This window comes from Shewanella sp. KCT (assembly GCF_007636505.1).
GTDB classification, from domain to species: domain Bacteria; phylum Pseudomonadota; class Gammaproteobacteria; order Enterobacterales; family Shewanellaceae; genus Shewanella; species Shewanella halotolerans.
In genome coordinates, this window is record NZ_LVDJ01000009.1 from 50,054 (window position 1) to 67,558 (window position 17,505).

The window sequence follows — 17,505 nt, forward strand, 5'->3', positions numbered from 1 at the left end:
GTTATAATCGCGCGTTTGGTGTCGATTAGCCTCGCCAGAAACCGGTGATTATTCGCCCTAAATGGCGGTAATTTATCGTTATTATCTAACCTTTAGCCTGTGGCAGGCAAATGCCTGTCTGCTGACTTGGAGAGCGGATGCAGGGGACTCAGCAAAGTTTACCTTTGGCCGTGGTCAGGGGCGAGCCCGTTAAGGAGCTGCCGGCGGATCTCTTTATTCCGCCCGAGGCGCTAGAGGTGTTTCTCGAGTCTTTCGAAGGCCCGCTGGATCTGCTGCTTTATCTGATCCGCAAGCAGAAACTGGATGTGGTCGAGATGGCCATTGCGCCGGTGACGGATCAATATCTCGAGTATATCGAGCTGTTGCAGGGGGCGAGGGTGGAACTGGCCGCCGACTATCTGGTGATGGCCGCAACCCTGGCCGAGATCAAGTCGCGCCTCTTGCTGCCAAGACCCGAACTTGCAGAGGAAGATGAGGCCGATCCCCGTGCCCAGCTGATAAGACAGCTTAAGGCCTACGAGGTGATTAAAGACGCGCAGCAAAGGCTAGATGCCTTGCCGCGACTCGAGCGAGATGTGTTTCAGGCCAAGGTGTTGCCCGCGCCTGATATCAAGCCGGTATTAGTGCCGCCGTCGGTTTCCCTGGTGGAGTTGGCCGGTGCCTTCGCCGCCGTGTTAAAGCGGGTCGAGGCCACAGAGCATCACCATGTGCAGCGTGAGCATCTGTCGACACGGGAACGCATGACGCAAATATTGGCTATGCTAGAAGGCAAGTCCTATGTGCCTTTCGAGCAGCTGTTTGATGTTTCTGAGGGGCGAGCCGGCGTGGTTGTGAGTTTTCTTGCGCTGATGGAGCTGGTAAAAGAGCTTCTGGTCGACCTTATTCAGGCGCAGCCGCTGTCGACCATACATGTTAGGGCCTATTGATTGTCGAGTAAGAAACTTCAAATAAACCCGGATCAGCTCAAGCAGCTGATTGAAGCCAGTCTGTTTGTGATGGCTAGGACTGTCTCTATCAAGCACTTAAACGAAAGTGTGCTGGCAAACTTTAGCGTCTCCCGCGCCAAGGTTAAGGCCGCCATAGAGGAGTTGCAGCAGGATTATCAGGGTCGCGGCATAGAGTTAGTCAAGGTGGCGGGCGGTTATCGTTTTCAGTCCATCGAGACCTTGAGCCCCTATCTGCAGCCACTGTGGCAGGAGAAGGCGCCGAGATATTCACGGGCGACCCTGGAGACCCTGGCGGTGATCGCATATCGTCAGCCGGTCACCCGTGCCGATATTGAGTTTGTACGTGGTGTGGCCGTGGGAAGCCATATCATCAAGAGTCTATCCGATAGACACTGGATTAAGATTGTTGGCCATAAAGAGGTGCCGGGCAGGCCCGCGCTCTATGCGACCACAAATGAATTTTTAGCCTATTTTGGCTTGGACAGGATAGCGGACCTTCCTCCCTTATCCGATGCCGAGTCACTAGCGGCGCTGTTTGGAAAAACCCAGGCGGTCGAATCGACTCCTGACAACACAGCGCCTCAAACCAATGAAGAGTCTACTAATGAGTGAAAAATTGCAGAAAGTCTTGGCCCGTGCAGGCCATGGCTCCCGTCGTGAGATGGAGGCATGGATTGCTGCAGGTCGAGTTAGTATAGACGGTGAAATTGCCAAATTGGGCGATCGTATTGAGGCCGATGCCAAGGTGCGTATCGATGGTCGTACGGTGTCTATTAAGTCGGAAGAAGACTTGGTATGCCGCGTGATCGCCTATCACAAGCCTGAAGGGGAGATCTGTAGCCGCAAAGATCCCGAAGGGCGTCCGACGGTATTCGACCGTCTGCCTAAGACCCGAGATTCTCGCTGGGTTGCGGTAGGTCGTCTGGATATCAACACCTCAGGCTTGTTGCTGTTTACCTCAGATGGTGAGCTGGCCAATCGCCTGATGCACCCGTCTCATGAGGTGGAGCGTGAATACGCCGTGCGTACCTTTGGTGAGGTGACCGATGCCTGCATTCAGCGTCTGCGCAGTGGCGTAACTTTGGAAGATGGCCCGGCCCATTTTGACAAGGTGAAGCCTGCCGGTGGCGAGGGCATGAATAAATGGTGGCATGTGTCGCTGGCCGAAGGCCGTAACCGTGAGGTTCGCCGCCTGTGGGAATCCCAGGAAGTGCAGGTGAGCCGCTTGATCCGTATTCGCTACGGCATGATAGATCTGCCTAAATCCCTGCCTCGCGGTGGTTGGGTCGAGCTGCCAATCGAGCAGGTGAACTATCTGCGTAAGTTGGCCGGCATGGATGAGGAGACGCGCACCCTGCTGGGCACAGACAAACACAGTGTGGCCCGTGCCAAGGTGAAAAGCGCTAAGATCCGCCGCGCCGTGCGTAAGCACAAGACCACAGCGGGTAAGACGCCGCGTCAAAGAAGCTAAAATTAAGTTTGTAGTAAAAGCCGCCTTGTGCGGCTTTTTTTATGCTTTTTTCTAGTGTTGCCTAAGGAATCTTGCGAAGGACTAGGGCCATTCGCTGCAAACTGTGCCTTGTATCTACCCACTTTAAGCACACGCAGAGCAAGCACGGGACTTATTCGCACCTTCCCTAAGCCTCACAGACTTGAGTCATCTGTCGTCGTCAGCCATGATGAAGCTTATTGGCTACAGGGAACGTAAGATGAAATTATGCTCAGTCACCAAAATATGGGATAAGTCGGCTCACAATGCCTTTACCGATCTTGCTCTCTATCGCGGCAAGCTCTATTGCGTATTCAGGGAAGCCAGTGCCCATGTGTCACCTGATGGCGCGCTGCGGATCCTATGCTCCGACAATGATGGACAAGACTGGCATAGTGTTGCCCTCATCGAGGCCGATTTTGCCGACCTTAGGGACGGTAAGCTGGTGGTCGAGGGGGATAGCCTGTTTCTGTTTGGCGGCGCCGCTATGCATGAGGGCAAGGGTGAGGGCATGCGCTCTTACTGCTGGCAGTCTGATGATGGGATACATTGGTCTGCGCCAAGGGCGCTGGTGAAAGAGAGAGAGTGGCTGTGGCGCATCACGCCCCACAAGGGCTACTTCTATGGCATAGCCTATTATTGTCATGAACATGATGGCTATGCGGCGCTGTATAAGAGCGACGCTAATACCGATTTTTATCCCCTGGTGGAGAAGCTTAGTCAGGCCGGTTATGTCAATGAGTCTGGTTTAGTGTTCGACGAGGAAGACAAAGCCATCTGTCTGCTGCGCCGGGATCCACTGTGGCAAACCGATGAGCATGCGTTGCTGGGCGAGTCAGCGCCTCCTTATACCCAGTGGCATTGGCAAACGGTGAACTGCCGCGTAGGGGGACCCGTAACCTTTCTCTATCAAGGTCAGCTTTATGGTGTGGTGCGCCTCTATGATGGTCGTGTGCGTTCTCTGGTGGCGATTGACAGACAAAGCGCGCAAATAGAGGAGTTACTGACCCTGCCTTCGGGCGGCGACACCAGTTATGCCGGTGTTGTGCTCTGTGATAATACCTTGATGGTCAGTTATTACTCCTCCCACGAAGGTGACTGCGCCATTTATTTCGCTAAAATTGCCCTTTAACCTATTTAAGACCAAGTGAAACATCATTTGGTCTTTATCACTTCTGCATTTTCTCTTTTTGTTTAGTCAAATATCCTGAATGTCAATTCTTGCTAAATCTGTGACTTTTTAATTTATTTTTAAGGTAAAGGTTAAGGTGCGTAATAAATAAGGTTTAACGCTTTTGTTGTTAAAATTGTTATTTACCCTTTCTTACCATCAGGATACATTATTTTACATTGTTACTTTTGTGGTTACTTTTTATATTTAATTGATCTTTCGTTAAACTATTAAACATATTTGACACAGAGGTATTAATTTGTATCGACTGATTGTTTTTGTATTTTTACATTTTTCGATAATATTGATTGTTATAAAAACTTTTTATAAATCAGGTGTATGGGTAACTTTTGTTGGGTGGGTGGTATCGTTTTTTATTATCGAGTTGTATCAATGTTTATCATTTCGGTTATTTTCGTGTTAACCGCGTTGACTTATTTTATCTTTTTTTACAATATCTTCACCGAAGGACATTCTTCTTATTTTAAAAATAAAAAATAAATTAATGATCGAAACTCAGATTGTCTGGTTTCGTATTGTGAGGGAAACATATGAACTCTTTGACCTTAACAGCAAAAGCGGTTCGCGTAGGCTTATTTGCCGCCGCGACATCTAGCATTGCATTTTCTGGTATCGCAATTGCTGAAGAGCAAAGCGATAAAGTTGAACGCATCGAAGTAACTGGTTCGCGTATTAAGCAAGTTGATATGGAGACTTCGTCTCCTGTGACTGTATTAAGTGCGGCAGATATCGCGTTGACCGGTGAAAAAACTGTTGCCGACGTATTGAATAACTCTTCTATCAACGCCTTTGGTTCTTGGCGTGGTACTTCGGGTTATGGTTCGGGTGCGAGTGCGACTTCAACAGTTAACATGCGTGGTTTAGGTTCTCAGGCTACCTTGGTATTGCTTGATGGCCGTCGTATGCCTGGTACCAGCTCTAGCTCGGGTGCCGAGGCAGATACATCTCAGATCCCACTAGCAATCGTTGAACGTATTGAGATCCTACGTGATGGTGCTTCTGCGGTTTATGGCTCAGATGCCGTAGCAGGTGTCATTAACATCATTACCAAGAAAGAGTTTGATGGATTCCAAGTCGACTACAGCACAGAGCAGCCTAGCGTAGAAGGCGGCGATGCCAATCGTTTCTCTATTGCGGCAGGCTTCAACTCTGAGAAAGGTAATGTGACTTTTACCTATGAGTACTATGACACTAAGGCTGTGATGGACCGTGACATTTGGAACATGGATGATCCTAGCTATGGTGACTACAGCTCTTTTAGCTCTGTACCGAATGGCTACTATAACACCGGCGAGAAAGATGCCGATGGCGATGATATCTATGCATTCTACTCAAACTCTGAGATGTGTGCCGATACCGATAACGTTGCCGATACCACAGATGGTCAGAACAATGGTCGCTGTCTATACAGCTATGGTGCGGTAACCAAGCTATTTGGTGACATGACCCGCAACTCTTTCATGACCAACTTTAACTATGACATCACGGATAACATTCGCTTCCGTGGTCGCGGTACCGCATCTTTGAGCGAAACCAACACACGTTATGCCGGTACGCCCGTATCGACTAACTATCCTGTGATGAGCGCGGATAACCAATATAACCCAACGGGTAAGGACATGACGCTGTACATGCGCTCTGTCCAGATTGGTGAGCGTGACACCCTAACCGAAACAAACAGTTTCGATATCCTAGGTGGTTTCGTGGGTTATGCCGACGTGGGTAATGGTATCGATTGGGAGCTGAACGCACAGCATTCTGCATCGACCACTAACGCCTTTAACTACAACCTGATCAATGACAACATCATCCAGAGCGAGATCGATACTGGCAACTATGATGTCTTCAATACCTCAGGTATGAGCTATGCAGAGTGGGAGCAGCAGATGACAGCACTGTATTCTGCCGCAAACCACACTGGTGTATACCAAGGTAAATTCGACAGCACGCAGATCGACGGTCTTGCCAGCACCATGCTGTATGAACAAGGTGATTTCTCTGTGGCCATCGTAGGTGGTTTAGAGTATGAGATGATCAACTTCAAGCAAACCTCTGATCCAGAGTCGGCTTCTGGCATTATCTCTGGTGGTTCGGGTGGTGACGATGTTGATGCTGAGCGTACACGTCAGTCTGCCTATACCGAAATCCAGATGGCACTGCCTGCGAACTTCGAACTGTCAGCGGCGCTACGTTATGAGCGTTATGAGCAGGAAGGTACCTTGACGGGTGCAGAAGGTCAGGTGACTAACTCTTCTACATTCGATGCCGTTGTACCTAAGTTTGGTTTGAGCTGGCGCCCTGTCGATTCGTTGCTGCTTCGTGCTAGCTACGGTGATTCATTCCGCGCACCAAATATGGGTGAGATGTTCTCGTCGCAATCTCTGAGCTTCGAGAAGGCCTACGATTCGGTTTGGTGTGAAGCCAACAACAATTCTGACGCCAACTACTGTGCTACAGGTAACCAGCACAAGACCTGGTTTGGTGGTAACCCGAACCTGGAAGCGGAAGAGGGTAACTCACTGACATTGGGTGGCGTCTGGAACGTGACCGATGCGTGGAGTGTTGAACTGTCATATTACTCAATCACTTATGACAACAAGATTGAAGCCGTTAGCGCATCAGACGTGATCCGTGATGAGAAGATCAACGGCGGCTCTGACTTCGTGACTCGTGGCCCAGACGGTAAGATTGAGTACCTTGAAAGTGGTTATGTGAACAAGGCATCGCTGGAAACATCTGGTTTTGACTTTGCTTCTTCATACAACTTCGAGACAGGCTTCGGTGACTTCAACCTTAAGCTAGATGTTACTCACATCCTCGACTTTAAAGAGCAGGCAGATGCCGAATCTGAGAAGATCGATTACTCAGGTACCCAAGACTATCCTGATTGGCGTGGTAACTTCGCCGCGGCTTGGTACTACAACGATTTCAGCGCGGCTTGGACAACCGTGTATATCGGTAGTCAGTCAGGTGCAATGTGGCGTGATCTTGGTTACGACTACATCATCGACACACCAAGCTACTTCAAGCATAACTTCCAGGTGGGTTATACCCATGATTGGAACGGTACTATCACAGTGGGTGTGAACAACCTGTTCGACGAGAAAGCACCGACTTGGTATGACTATGCGGGTTATCGCGATGTGAACACCAACCTATACGATGTATTGGGTCGTACCTTCTATCTGCGTATTAACCAGAAGTTCTAAATCGTTATTCACCCTCCCTGTGACTTAACGATAAAAGCCTCCTGATTCAGGAGGCTTTTTTTATGGGCGTCATTAAGTGGACTGTCTTTTAAATTAATCGTCGACTGGCGCGGCTATCGTGACTGGCGTGATTAATTCGGCTGACGCGACTAGCTCACTAACTCGATTGGCGCAATTGAGCGAACTGCTCGATTAGCAAGCAGTTCGCTTATTGACCTGTGCTTAGTGGGTGAGCCTGAGCTCGTGCCTGTGCTCGTGGGCATAATCGGCGGCGCACTGGGTGCAGCGCTGCTCGAGCGGATTGGCGTTGAGCCGCTCGGCTTCGATATCGGCCTCGCAGTCTGAGCACAAGCCGTAGAGACCCAGATCCAGCTGGCACAGCGCCGCATCGAGTTGGGTCAGTTTGATAAACAGGGGCTCGTCGGCCAGTTTGGCCGCGGTCATCTCGTCGATGAGGGAGGTCAGCGAGAGTTGCTGGGTATCGAGCGTTATTTGATGTAATGCCAGCAGGGTACCTAACTCTTTCCTGAGATTCGCTTCAAGCACCGACAGTTCATGTCTGATATGGGATCTGCTCACAAATCATTGCCTAGTTGATATTCTTAGATAATCAGTCTAAACCGCTTGGGCGTCTTGGCTATGACTAAGATCAAAAGTCGGTGACTTTTATGGTGAATCGCGTTTAGGGATGTGAAGATCAGACCAGTTAAGGCGCGGCTAGGCTGGCTATTTGTCGCGCCTTAAGATAGGGAAAGATGAAGGTTAGAAGCCCTGAAGCATCACAGATCCTGCAGACGTGACCGTCGGGCACAAGTATCCTGCTAGCAACTGCGTAGCAGGGACAAGATGCTCTGGGTATCTTTCAGTACGCGTACCTGGCGGAACAGGGCTTCGCCCTCCTTATAGTGGCGGGCGATAAACCTCAGCCACTGTTTGATGCGCGCCGGATAGTACTTCTCTTTCTCACTGACTATCTCAAACTCTGAATATTGCAGGAGTAGCGCTAACACCTCGGGCCAGGGCATGGGCATCTGCTCGCCTTTCACTACGTGGGCCAGGTTGGGGATGGTCAGGGCGCCGCGGCCGAGCATGACGTCATCACAGCCGCTGGCCTCGCGGCATTTGAGGTAATCTTCTCTGCCCCAGATCTCGCCATTGGCGATGATGGGCAGGCGAGTGACAGATTTTATCTGCGCGATATATTCCCAGTGCGCCGGCGGTCGGTAGGCTTCCTCTTTGGTGCGGGCGTGTACCGTGAGTTCGGTGGCGCCGGCCGCCTCGATAGCCTGGGCGATTTCGGTGCAGCGGCTCTTGTCATCCCATCCCAGGCGGATCTTGGCCGACACAGGCTTGTCCTTGGGTACCGCCTGCCTCACGGCCTGGGTCACCCGGTAAATGGTTTCCGGTTCTTTTAACAGCGCCGCGCCACCCTTGCTGCGATTAACCATAGGGGCAGGGCAGCCATAGTTAAGGTCGACGCCGCGAGAGCCGAGTTCGACGGCGCGAATGGCATTCTCGGCCATCCAGTTGGGTTCCTGCCCCAACAGTTGCAGGCGCACCGGGGTGCCCGAGGCGGTTTTGCATTGGTATTTAAGCTCGGCGCAGAGTCGGTAGAAGACTTTTTCCGGCAGCAGCTGATCGACGACACGAATAAATTCGCTGATCACCATGTCATAGCCACCAACGCTGGTTAGCAGGGCTCGCATAGGGGCGTCGGCAACGCCTTCCATCGGGGCTAAGATGACACGCATGATTCTCGTTTTCTCATTAATTCAAGGCGCGGAGCCTAAAAAGGTGAACCTGTCGGCCATGGTTTACGTACTGCTTGAGTACTGTATTGCCCGGACCGGGTAAAAGGGCGCTTATTCTACGTCAAGCGCCTGGCAGATACAAAGCCTGTGTGCGTGCGAGGAGGTGTGGGGATAACGGCTGTGCCCAGCCAAACTCATGGGTCAGATGTGAGCATCTTTTGTTATCTATGACTGGTTTATCGATTTTTAGTCGATAAAGACTTGAGATCAATCGATTACTGCCATTTAGATGCTTGCGCTAACACATAATTTGGGTCATAAATGTGATGCCTGATAAGTTTTTTGAAATAAAAATCTAGGGGGCCGGGTCATATTATCCGAGCCAGCAACGCACTGATGTTGGCAAACCATTGCATATAAGAGATCAACAAAGGAAGAGATTATGAAATTAGTTAAGAATACTGCTGTTGCTGTAGCGTTAGGCACTGTGTTTGTTGGTAGCGCGTTTGCGGCGCAGGCTCAAGCTAATCCGTTTGGTTACAGTGAAATGCAAGCTGGTTACCAGATCGCCGATGGCGAAGGTAAGTGTGGCGAAGGCAAGTGCGGCGAGAACATGAAGAAAGGTGCCAAAGAGGGCAAATGTGGCGCGCAGCAAAAAGCGATGAAAGAGGGCAAGTGCGGTGAAGGTAAATGTGGCGAAGCTATGAAGAAAGGCGCCAAAGAAGGTAAATGTGGCGAAGGCAAATGCGGTGCCCAGATGAAAGCCCAAAAAGAGGGTAAGTGTGGCGAGAACATGAAGGCCAAAGAGGGCAAGTGTGGCGAAGATATGAAGAAGGGTAAAGAAGGCAAGTGTGGTGGCCATAAGTAATAGGCCTTAAGGCAATTGCCCATGTCGATTAGGCCAGTTTTCACTGGCCTAATTCTTTTTACATAAGGTAAATGCGTCAATTTATTCACTAGAGGTGAGGTGATGATGACACAAGCTAAGGTGGGTCTCGGCCTGCGCCGCGAGATGCTAGATGAGTTTTGCCAGTCCGTCCCCGGAGCCATCGATTTTTTCGAGGTGGCGCCCGAGAACTGGATGACACTTGGTGGTAAGTTTGGCCGTCAATTTAGGCAGTTAACCGAGAAGCACAAGTTTTTCTGCCACGGACTGTCCCTCTCTATCGGTGGGCCTGAGTCCCTAGATACCCGTTTCGTCAAACAGGTGAAGCACTTTCTCGACCATCACGGCATAGATATCTATTCGGAGCATTTGAGCTACTGCTCGGGCAAGGGCCATCTGTATGACTTGATGCCAATCCCCTTTACTGATGAGGCGGTGCGCCATGTGGCAAAGCGTATCGAGCAGGTGCAGGATATCTTAGAGCGTCCCTTTATTCTGGAAAACGTATCCTTTTACGCCGCACCCGCGAGCGAGATGAGTGAGTGCGAGTTTGTCAGCGCCGTGCTGGAAGAGGCAGATTGCCGCCTGCTGCTGGATGTGAACAACATCTATGTTAACGCGATCAATCATCAGTATGACGCCGAAGCCTTCTTAAGGGCCATGCCCAGTGAGCGTATCGCCTATCTGCATATTGCCGGTCATTACGATGAGGCAGAAGATCTTAAGGTCGATACCCATGGCAGCGAGGTGATCGACCCCGTGTGGCGTCTATTAGAGGTCTGTTATCAGACCCATGGTGTGTTTCCAACCTTGCTCGAGCGTGACTTTAATATTCCGGCCACCTCTGAGTTGCTCAAAGAGATCAACAGGATACATGACTATCAGACCAAGGCATTACAGCCCAGCCATCGGAGCGCCTAGATGAGTTTTACCCAAGTTCAGCAGTCGTTTATCGATTACATCAAAGACCCTTCATCGCCCCTGCCTCAGGGGACGGATGAAAGGCGCATGGGGATCTATCGCGAACTGTTTTTTAATAATGTGAAGGGGTTTGTCGCCAGTGGTTTTCCCGTGCTCTGCTCCTTATATGAAGAAGATGACTGGCAGGCGCTGGTGCAGCAGTTTTTTGTGACCCATGATTGTCAGACGCCGATCTTTATCGAAATCGCCCAGGAGTTTTTGCTGTTCTTGCAAAATGAGTATCAGCTGAGCGAGCAAGATCCCGCCTTCATGCTAGAGCTGGCTCACTACGAATGGTTGGAGCTGGTGGTGGCTACGGCGCTCGATGACAGACAATCGCAAAATATTAACGAGCAGAACCTGGAAACCCAGCCCCTGGGATTAAGCTTGGCTGCCAGGGTGGCCCAGTACCATTTTGAGGTGCAGCGTATCAGCCCGGACTATCGCCCCGAGGCGCCTAGCGAGCAGCCTAACTTTTTCTGTATCTATCGAGATGCAGACGATGAAGTCTGTTTCTTGCAGCTCAACCCGCTTACGGCGCAGGTGCTGGCCTATATCGAGCAGCAAGATGGTATGGAGTTTGCCGCGCTATGCGACTGGCTCGCATCGCTTTATCAGCAGATGCCGAGGCCTCAGATAGTAGAGGGTTGTCGGCAGTTGCTGCTGGATATGGTGCAGCGGGGCATAGTGGTCGCCGCGAGATAAAATTTGTCCAAATTAGGCCTTTCTATCGTGCTGGCTTGTCACTATAATGGCGGCGAAAATTGATCTAGATCAATAAAAGTTGTCAATCATGAGTGAGGAAAGTATGAGTCAGCCGTTTAAAGACCCGTTTAATTTTGTTTATTTTCTTGGTTTCTTGCTGGTAATGATGTTGCCTACGCTGCCAGCTACCCTGTCATGGTTGAAACACCTAAACCTGATCTCTTAAGCGGTTAAGCAACTAGCTTAGCGGGCTAAGTCGGGTATACTAACCACTCATTATTGAGTGGTTTTTTTATGCGAGGAATTCATGGTTATCAAGCGGGGCTTCTATCTACTCCTAGGCCTTAGCAGTCTGTTTCTCGGCCTGCTTGGCATTGCCCTTCCGCTGCTGCCGACCGTGCCTTTTATCTTGCTGGCGGCCTTCTGTTTCGCCCGCTCGAGTTCGCGCCTGCATGACTGGCTGATGACTCATCCTTGGTTTGCCGATGCGCTGCAGAACTGGCATAGCGAGCGCGCCATTCGCCGCGGCTTGAAGCGCAAGGCCTATATCGCTACCTGTTTAAGTTTTAGCGTGAGTATCATCTTGGTGCCGCTGCTGTGGGTGAAGTTGATGCTGCTGGCCATGCTGACAGGCTTGCTGCTTTATCTCAGGCAAATTCCCGAATTAGACGACTGATTGTGAACTTAGGTTGTGAACCTTGGCGGTGAGTTTGGTTAAGCTTTGTGACATTCGCTGTTGCAACCCATATCAAAGGAGCTTAAGCTTTAGCCGAAAATTCTAGTCAAAACTGGCCCTATGGCCAGTTTGTCCTTTTTAAGGGCTCAAACGAAAAAGATGGTAGTAATGAATACAGACAAGTTAGCCTTGATCAAGCAGAGCATTAAGACAATTCCAGATTATCCGAAACCAGGGATCATGTTTCGCGATGTAACCAGTTTAATGGAAGACCCAGCGGCCTATCAGGCGACGATTGCCCTGTTTGTTGAGCGCTATAAAGATCTTGGCGTGACCAAAGTGGTGGGCACTGAGGCGCGTGGCTTCCTCTTCGGCGCGCCGCTGGCGTTAGAGTTGGGCGTCGGTTTCGTGCCTGTGCGTAAGCCGGGTAAACTGCCGCGCGAAACCATTTCTGAGAGTTATGAGCTGGAATATGGCCATGACATGTTGGAGATCCATACCGATGCCATTAAGCCAGGCGATAAGGTATTGGTGGTCGACGATTTGCTGGCTACAGGCGGTACTATCGAAGCGACAGTAAAGCTTATCCGTCAGCTCGGTGGTGAAGTTGAGCACGCGGCGTTTGTGATCTCTCTGCCAGAGCTTGGCGGCGAGCATCGTCTTGCCGAGATGGGCCTCTCTCTGATGACCCTGTGTGAGTTTGAAGGCGAGTAATACCGTCTAATTGATCGCTCAAGTCGATCATTTAAGTGCCGTGGCTATGCCGCGGCATTTTGCTATCTGGGCATCTGTGATGTCAGGCCGATGAGATATGTGAGCCTGTTGTCTACCCCATGCGGCTGATGGGCGAGGGGAGATGGCTAACAGTACCTTGTCAACTCGCTAAAGACTGACTAAAGAGTGGCTCATGATGGCTTAGCAATAGGCCTCATCCGGGCGGGTAAAGCGGGTGACAGGTTAAACATGAAGCAAGCTGGCTTAACAAAGATAAATTAAGGCGCGCTAAGCGCTTAGCTTGCTAGCGAGATGGACCTTGGCATGTTATTGTTTGCTGATTAATGAAGTGTGCTTCGTAATAGTTACCAACCTTGGGGAGTTCCATGTCATATCAGGTGTTAGCCAGAAAATGGCGCCCTGCAACATTTGAGCAAGTCGTCGGTCAGTCACATGTGCTGCATGCCCTAACCAATGCCTTATCGCAAAACCGTCTACATCATGCCTATCTGTTTACTGGTACCCGAGGGGTCGGTAAGACGAGTCTGGCCAGGCTATTTGCCAAGGGATTGAATTGTGAGCAAGGGGTAACGGCTACGCCCTGTGGCCAATGTGCCAGCTGCGTCGAGATTGCCCAGGGCCGTTTTGTCGATCTTATCGAGGTGGATGCGGCGTCGCGCACTAAGGTTGACGATACCCGTGAGTTGCTGGACAACGTTCAGTACCGCCCCACACGTGGCCGCTTCAAGGTGTATCTTATCGATGAGGTGCATATGCTCTCGCGCAGCAGCTTCAATGCCCTGTTGAAGACGCTGGAAGAGCCCCCTGAGCATGTTAAGTTCTTGCTGGCGACCACAGATCCTCAGCGCCTGCCGGTAACCGTACTCTCCCGCTGTCTGCAATTTAACCTTAAGAGTCTGACACTCGATGAGATCTGCGTGCAACTTGGCCACATCCTGGCGCAGGAGCAGGTTGGCTATGACGATGGCGCGGTAAAACTACTCGCCAAGGCAGCCAACGGCAGTATGCGTGACGCCTTGAGTCTGACAGATCAGGCTATCGCCTTCGGCGCCGGTCAAGTCAGGCTCACTCAGGTGCAGACCATGCTAGGCACCATAGATGAGCATCATGTGATTGTGTTGCTCAAAGCCCTGTGTGATGGCGACGTGGATCAACTCATGAAGGTGACTGGGGATGTTTTATCCTTCGGCGCCGATCCCCATGAGGTGCTGCGCAGCCTGCTGGAATTGCTGCATCAGATCACCTTGACCCAGTTTGCACCCAGCGCCGCTCAGCTGTCGCAATATGCCGAGCAGATCAAGGCCTTCGCCAAACAGCTAAGGCCCGAGCAGGTACAGCTCTATTATCAACTATTGCTAAACGGCCGACAGGACCTGCCCCATGCACCCGATCCTAAGTCTGGCCTAGAGATGGCGCTATTGCGCGCCATCGCTTTCGTGCCCGAGGCGCCTGTGCAGCGCTGGATGGGCGAGGCAGGTAGCGAGATCCTCTTGCCAGACACTCTTTTACGAGAACAGGGCAAGGGTGAAGATGTTGCGCCAACCTCTGCTAAGCCAGACGAAACAGTTAAGTTGGTGAAACCTGCTGAGTCTGTGTCAAACAGTCAGGACGAAGTGGAAGCCGAGGTTGAAGAAAAGGCTAAGGTTGAGGCCAGCAGTGAATCAAGTGCGCCAATGTTTTCTCAAGACGATGCGCAAACGCCAACTGCAGAGCAGACGAACAAGTTAAGCGATACTGACGCCCCAATTGAAGCGGACTTAGTTGAAGCGGATTTAGTCGAAGCGGATTCAGCTGAACAGGATGCGCTTGAGGAGGATGAGGGCGCACTCGATCTGTTTGCCGAGCAGCAGCTGATTTTGAGTCAGGCCAATAGCCAAGGTCATAGCCCTAATCATAGTTCTGAGCCTATCATTGAGCCTGTGTCTAGCCCTGAGCCGAGCGCGCAAGCAACGAGCTCGGCAAATAAGAGTCCCGTAAGCGATGCATCTGCCGAGTCTAAAGTGGATGCGTCGACGAGTTCTGCGACAGCGCAGGGCGGTGAAGCGGCTTTGCCAACCGAGATGCAAATGCCTGCAGCGAGCGTCGAGCAAACAGCTTCAATAGCCGAGCAAGCCACTTCGTCAGCAGACGAGAGTGGCAGTTTTTATGATGACCTCTATTTCAGTTCAGATGAAGAAGAGTCCAGCGACTCAAGTGACTATGAAGCCTACCTTGCCTATCAACAGGGCCAGGATAGTCAGACGTCTGGCGATATCTCTTCCTCTGAGGCAACAACGCCTGCTGCCAACAGTGTCCAGGCTAGCAGCGCTCCGGTAAATGAAAATGCACCACTTGGCGGCTTGACGCCCGATACTGGATCGGCAAGTGAAGAAACAACGTCCAACCTGTTAGAAGATGATCTGCTCGACGCCGTGCTGAATGCGCGTCAGAGCCTGCTTAGCGATCTTGAGGAAGATGCGGCTAAGGAGGACGCGGCTAAGGAGAGCGCATCAAAAAAGCCCCTAGTCGGCGTTAAGACGCCTGGGGCTAACCAGGCTCAGCCAAGTAGTGAACAGCTGGCGGGCGAAGAGAGCAAGTTTACCGCAGCGCCTTATGTGCCGCCCAAACGGCCAGAGCAAGCAGCCTTGAGCGTAGAAACAGCCCTGAGCGGAGAAAAAGCAGCCCTGAGCGGGAATGACGAATCCCAGAGGGGCGGTGAAAATGACTTGAGCGGGGAAGCAACTTCTCAGAGCTTTGGTGAGACAGCCCAGAACGTACAAGATAATGCCTTGAGCGTAGAAGCTGTCTCGAACACGGCTGTGATGACGGAGCCTGGGACGAAAGTGCCTGCTCCGCAGCACAATAATTCTTCACAGCAGCCTACTGCGTACCTAAATAATGAAGACAGGCCGCCTTGGGTGTCACCAGAGCCAAGTCAGCAGGCGATGACCGCGCCAAGTGATGAAGCATCTAATCTTGTCGAGCAAGTCGATACAGAGACTGAATCACACGTCCGCGCCGCTGCAGTTGCTGAGACTGAACAAGGCTTGGATGAACTCAGCTTGGAGGGCCAAAGCTCGGATGGCCAAGGTCCAAATGAAAGAGGTGCTATCGGCAATCATCCCGTCCAGAGTCCTGCTGCGCAGGAATCTTCTGCATCTTCAGCGGTAACTCAGTTCGTCAGTCAGACGACCCGGGTGGCCTTTGTGTCCGATGAGATCTCAGGCCATGATACGGATCTTAAGTGGTATCGCTTGATGTCGGCGCTGGAGATCGGCGGCCGGGTAAGACAGCTGGCGGTCAACGCCGTATGTAAGGCCTTTAGTGAGCCACTGCCTCTGGTGCTCAAACCCAATCAGAAGCATTTGGCGGCGCCAGGTGCCATCAGTCAGCTCGAAGATGCCTTGTCGAAGGCCTTGGGCGGCAGCTGCCAGGTGGCGTTTACTGTCGGCGTCGAGCCTGAGCGTGAGACACCGCTAGAGATACGTCAGCGTTTTCATCGTGAGCTGCTCGAGCAGGCGCATCAGGGGCTATTGCAAGATGAAAACATTCAGTGGCTGACACAGGTGATGCAGGCAGAGATGGAGCCAGACAGCTTAAGTTATCTGCCGGAGCTTCTGGGTAAGCGGGGCCAGACGATATCACTTATCGATAAGTCGAACTTTGTGGCGACAGAGGAGTCTTAACTCACTCGAGTTATCGCTCATGTGAGGGATAGCTTGAATCAGTCGTTAGTGTGGCTAACTAATGTCGTGAGCAAGTGTCGTGAGCAAACGCAGTGAACTAGTGCAGTTGGCTCGATAGAATGAAGGAGCCGAGCAATGCGAAAGGGCTCGCAGGTCATAAGTTTTAAGATTGGTGATCAGCTTTGATTGCTTATTGGTGCTAATTCAGTAAGATTAGCCAGTTTTTTTAATATTGAAGAGAACTCGATATGTTTGGAAAAGGCGGTATGGGCAACCTGATGAAACAGGCCCAGATGATGCAAGACAAGATGGCCAAGGCGCAAGAAGAGATCGCGCGTATGGAAGTGACCGGTGAAGCCGGTGCGGGTCTTGTTAAGGTCACTATGACAGGCTCTCACAGCGTACGTAAGGTCGAGATCGACCCAAGCCTGCTAGAAGATGACAAAGAGATGCTCGAAGATCTGATCGCGGCGGCTTGTAACGATGCGGCGCGTCGTGTCGAAGAGAGCCAGAAAGAGAAGATGGCTGAAGTCACAGGCGGCATGCAGTTGCCACCAGGCATGAAGATGCCTTTCTAACGATGAAATTTAGTCCCCTCGTCGATGAGTTGATCCAGTCGCTGCGCTGTCTGCCCGGGGTTGGCCCCAAGTCGGCTCAGCGCATGGCGTTTCAGCTGCTTGAGCGCGATCGCAAGGCGGGTCACAAGCTCGCCCAGGCATTGTCGAGTGCTATGAGTGATGTGGGACACTGCAGCAGCTGTCGCACCTTCACCGAAGAGAGCCTGTGTCCCATCTGCGCCAGTAGTCGCCGTGGCAGCTCAGATCTAATCTGTGTGGTCGAGACGCCTGCAGACGTGCTGGCGATTGAAGCCGGCGGTCACTTCTCGGGCCGTTATTTTGTGCTCTTAGGCCACCTGTCACCCCTCGATGGTGTGGGGCCTGACGAGCTCGGGCTGAGCCTGCTGGAGACCCATCTTGCCAGTGGCGAGGTGAGCGAGCTTATCCTGGCGACCAACCCCACGGTAGAAGGGGACGCGACGGCGCACTTTATTGCCGATATGGCCAAGCAGCATGAGGTCAATGTGAGCCGAATTGCTCATGGTGTGCCCGTGGGCGGCGAGCTGGAGTATGTCGACAGCACCACGCTGGCGCTCTCCTTTAATGGACGCATTCCGTTATAAGGCTCTTTTAAGTCCTATATTAAAATCCAGTTCATCTTGAGCTGGATTTTTTTTGACCAATTAAAACCCTTTGTCTGTTTTTAGCTTGAAAAGCGAAAATCCAGCCCCAT

The 17,505-nt window shown here is 51.5% G+C and carries 15 protein-coding genes; 13 read left to right on the forward strand and 2 right to left on the reverse strand.

Annotation, left to right across the window (positions count from 1 at the left end):
• The first annotated feature begins 137 nt into the window (after window positions 1-137).
• The 5 genes from AYI87_RS13640 to AYI87_RS13660 all read left to right on the forward strand — a co-directional run bounded on the left by AYI87_RS13640 (window position 138) and on the right by AYI87_RS13660 (window position 6,837).
• Window positions 138-926, forward strand: coding sequence for a segregation and condensation protein A (locus AYI87_RS13640; protein ID WP_011866046.1), 789 nt, complete (start codon window positions 138-140; stop codon window positions 924-926).
• Window positions 927-1,559: an SMC-Scp complex subunit ScpB gene (gene scpB / locus AYI87_RS13645; RefSeq protein WP_144202908.1), complete on the forward strand. Its 633-nt coding sequence runs from the start codon at window positions 927-929 to the stop codon at window positions 1,557-1,559.
• Entirely contained in the window at window positions 1,552-2,418 is an 867-nt protein-coding gene (rluB, locus tag AYI87_RS13650; protein ID WP_144202911.1) for a 23S rRNA pseudouridine(2605) synthase RluB, read from the forward strand. Before scpB ends, rluB begins: the two co-directional genes overlap by 8 nt.
• A 238-nt stretch (window positions 2,419-2,656) precedes the next feature.
• Window positions 2,657-3,568, forward strand: a complete 912-nt coding sequence (locus AYI87_RS13655) for a sialidase family protein (protein WP_144202914.1) — start codon at window positions 2,657-2,659, stop codon at window positions 3,566-3,568.
• Between the two features lie 590 nt (window positions 3,569-4,158).
• Window positions 4,159-6,837, forward strand: a complete 2,679-nt coding sequence (locus AYI87_RS13660; RefSeq protein ID WP_144202917.1) for a TonB-dependent receptor — start codon at window positions 4,159-4,161, stop codon at window positions 6,835-6,837.
• A gap of 222 nt (window positions 6,838-7,059) precedes the next feature.
• On the opposite strand, the gene AYI87_RS13665 is transcribed toward AYI87_RS13660, so the two are convergent.
• Together AYI87_RS13665 and dusC are read right to left on the reverse strand one after the other, a co-directional pair.
• Window positions 7,060-7,416 carry a TraR/DksA family transcriptional regulator gene (locus AYI87_RS13665; RefSeq protein WP_011866041.1) on the reverse strand — a complete coding sequence of 119 codons (357 nt, stop codon included), beginning with the start codon at window positions 7,414-7,416 and terminating at the stop codon, window positions 7,060-7,062.
• A 242-nt stretch (window positions 7,417-7,658) separates the two neighbouring features.
• Complete coding sequence (gene dusC, locus AYI87_RS13670) at window positions 7,659-8,588, reverse strand: tRNA dihydrouridine(16) synthase DusC (protein WP_144202920.1); 930 nt, start codon at window positions 8,586-8,588, stop codon at window positions 7,659-7,661.
• A 442-nt stretch (window positions 8,589-9,030) separates the two neighbouring features.
• On the opposite strand from dusC, the gene AYI87_RS13675 reads away from it, so the two are divergent.
• From AYI87_RS13675 to recR, 8 genes are all read left to right on the forward strand, one after another.
• Window positions 9,031-9,456 carry a hypothetical protein gene (locus tag AYI87_RS13675; protein ID WP_144202923.1) on the forward strand — a complete coding sequence of 142 codons (426 nt, stop codon included), beginning with the start codon at window positions 9,031-9,033 and terminating at the stop codon, window positions 9,454-9,456.
• Window positions 9,457-9,558: 102 nt separating this feature from the next.
• The gene (locus AYI87_RS13680; protein ID WP_144202925.1) at window positions 9,559-10,395 is read left to right on the forward strand and encodes a DUF692 domain-containing protein; all 837 of its coding nucleotides are present in this window, start codon (window positions 9,559-9,561) and stop codon (window positions 10,393-10,395) included.
• Complete coding sequence (locus AYI87_RS13685; RefSeq protein ID WP_144202928.1) at window positions 10,396-11,139, forward strand: DUF2063 domain-containing protein; 744 nt, start codon at window positions 10,396-10,398, stop codon at window positions 11,137-11,139.
• 307 nt (window positions 11,140-11,446) lie between these two features.
• Entirely contained in the window at window positions 11,447-11,815 is a 369-nt protein-coding gene (locus AYI87_RS13690; RefSeq protein WP_011866035.1) for a YbaN family protein, read from the forward strand.
• 159 nt (window positions 11,816-11,974) lie between these two features.
• On the forward strand, window positions 11,975-12,529 hold the full coding sequence (gene apt / locus AYI87_RS13695; protein WP_083764354.1) for an adenine phosphoribosyltransferase: 555 nt from the start codon (window positions 11,975-11,977) through the stop codon (window positions 12,527-12,529).
• A 386-nt stretch (window positions 12,530-12,915) separates the two neighbouring features.
• Window positions 12,916-16,215 carry a DNA polymerase III subunit gamma/tau gene (dnaX, locus tag AYI87_RS13700; RefSeq protein ID WP_144202931.1) on the forward strand — a complete coding sequence of 1,100 codons (3,300 nt, stop codon included), beginning with the start codon at window positions 12,916-12,918 and terminating at the stop codon, window positions 16,213-16,215.
• A 248-nt stretch (window positions 16,216-16,463) separates the two neighbouring features.
• The gene (locus tag AYI87_RS13705; protein ID WP_144202934.1) at window positions 16,464-16,793 is read left to right on the forward strand and encodes a YbaB/EbfC family nucleoid-associated protein; all 330 of its coding nucleotides are present in this window, start codon (window positions 16,464-16,466) and stop codon (window positions 16,791-16,793) included.
• A 2-nt stretch (window positions 16,794-16,795) separates the two neighbouring features.
• The gene (recR, locus tag AYI87_RS13710; protein WP_144202937.1) at window positions 16,796-17,395 is read left to right on the forward strand and encodes a recombination mediator RecR; all 600 of its coding nucleotides are present in this window, start codon (window positions 16,796-16,798) and stop codon (window positions 17,393-17,395) included.
• Window positions 17,396-17,505 lie beyond the last annotated feature (110 nt).

What these genes read in the sequence shown, in the direction of transcription:
- AYI87_RS13680 (WP_144202925.1), top strand. Translation starts at nt 9,559, where the DNA reads ATGATGACACAAGCTAAGGTGGGTCTCGGCCTGCGCCGCGAGATGCTA.
- AYI87_RS13705 (WP_144202934.1), top strand. Translation starts at nt 16,464, where the DNA reads ATGTTTGGAAAAGGCGGTATGGGCAACCTGATGAAACAGGCCCAGATG.
- dnaX (WP_144202931.1), top strand. Translation starts at nt 12,916, where the DNA reads ATGTCATATCAGGTGTTAGCCAGAAAATGGCGCCCTGCAACATTTGAG.
- rluB (WP_144202911.1), top strand. Translation starts at nt 1,552, where the DNA reads ATGAGTGAAAAATTGCAGAAAGTCTTGGCCCGTGCAGGCCATGGCTCC.
- AYI87_RS13640 (WP_011866046.1), top strand. Translation starts at nt 138, where the DNA reads ATGCAGGGGACTCAGCAAAGTTTACCTTTGGCCGTGGTCAGGGGCGAG.
- dusC (WP_144202920.1), bottom strand. Translation starts at nt 8,588, where the DNA reads ATGCGTGTCATCTTAGCCCCGATGGAAGGCGTTGCCGACGCCCCTATG.
- recR (WP_144202937.1), top strand. Translation starts at nt 16,796, where the DNA reads ATGAAATTTAGTCCCCTCGTCGATGAGTTGATCCAGTCGCTGCGCTGT.
- apt (WP_083764354.1), top strand. Translation starts at nt 11,975, where the DNA reads ATGGTAGTAATGAATACAGACAAGTTAGCCTTGATCAAGCAGAGCATT.
- AYI87_RS13675 (WP_144202923.1), top strand. Translation starts at nt 9,031, where the DNA reads ATGAAATTAGTTAAGAATACTGCTGTTGCTGTAGCGTTAGGCACTGTG.
- AYI87_RS13685 (WP_144202928.1), top strand. Translation starts at nt 10,396, where the DNA reads ATGAGTTTTACCCAAGTTCAGCAGTCGTTTATCGATTACATCAAAGAC.
- AYI87_RS13655 (WP_144202914.1), top strand. Translation starts at nt 2,657, where the DNA reads ATGAAATTATGCTCAGTCACCAAAATATGGGATAAGTCGGCTCACAAT.
- AYI87_RS13660 (WP_144202917.1), top strand. Translation starts at nt 4,159, where the DNA reads ATGAACTCTTTGACCTTAACAGCAAAAGCGGTTCGCGTAGGCTTATTT.
- AYI87_RS13690 (WP_011866035.1), top strand. Translation starts at nt 11,447, where the DNA reads ATGGTTATCAAGCGGGGCTTCTATCTACTCCTAGGCCTTAGCAGTCTG.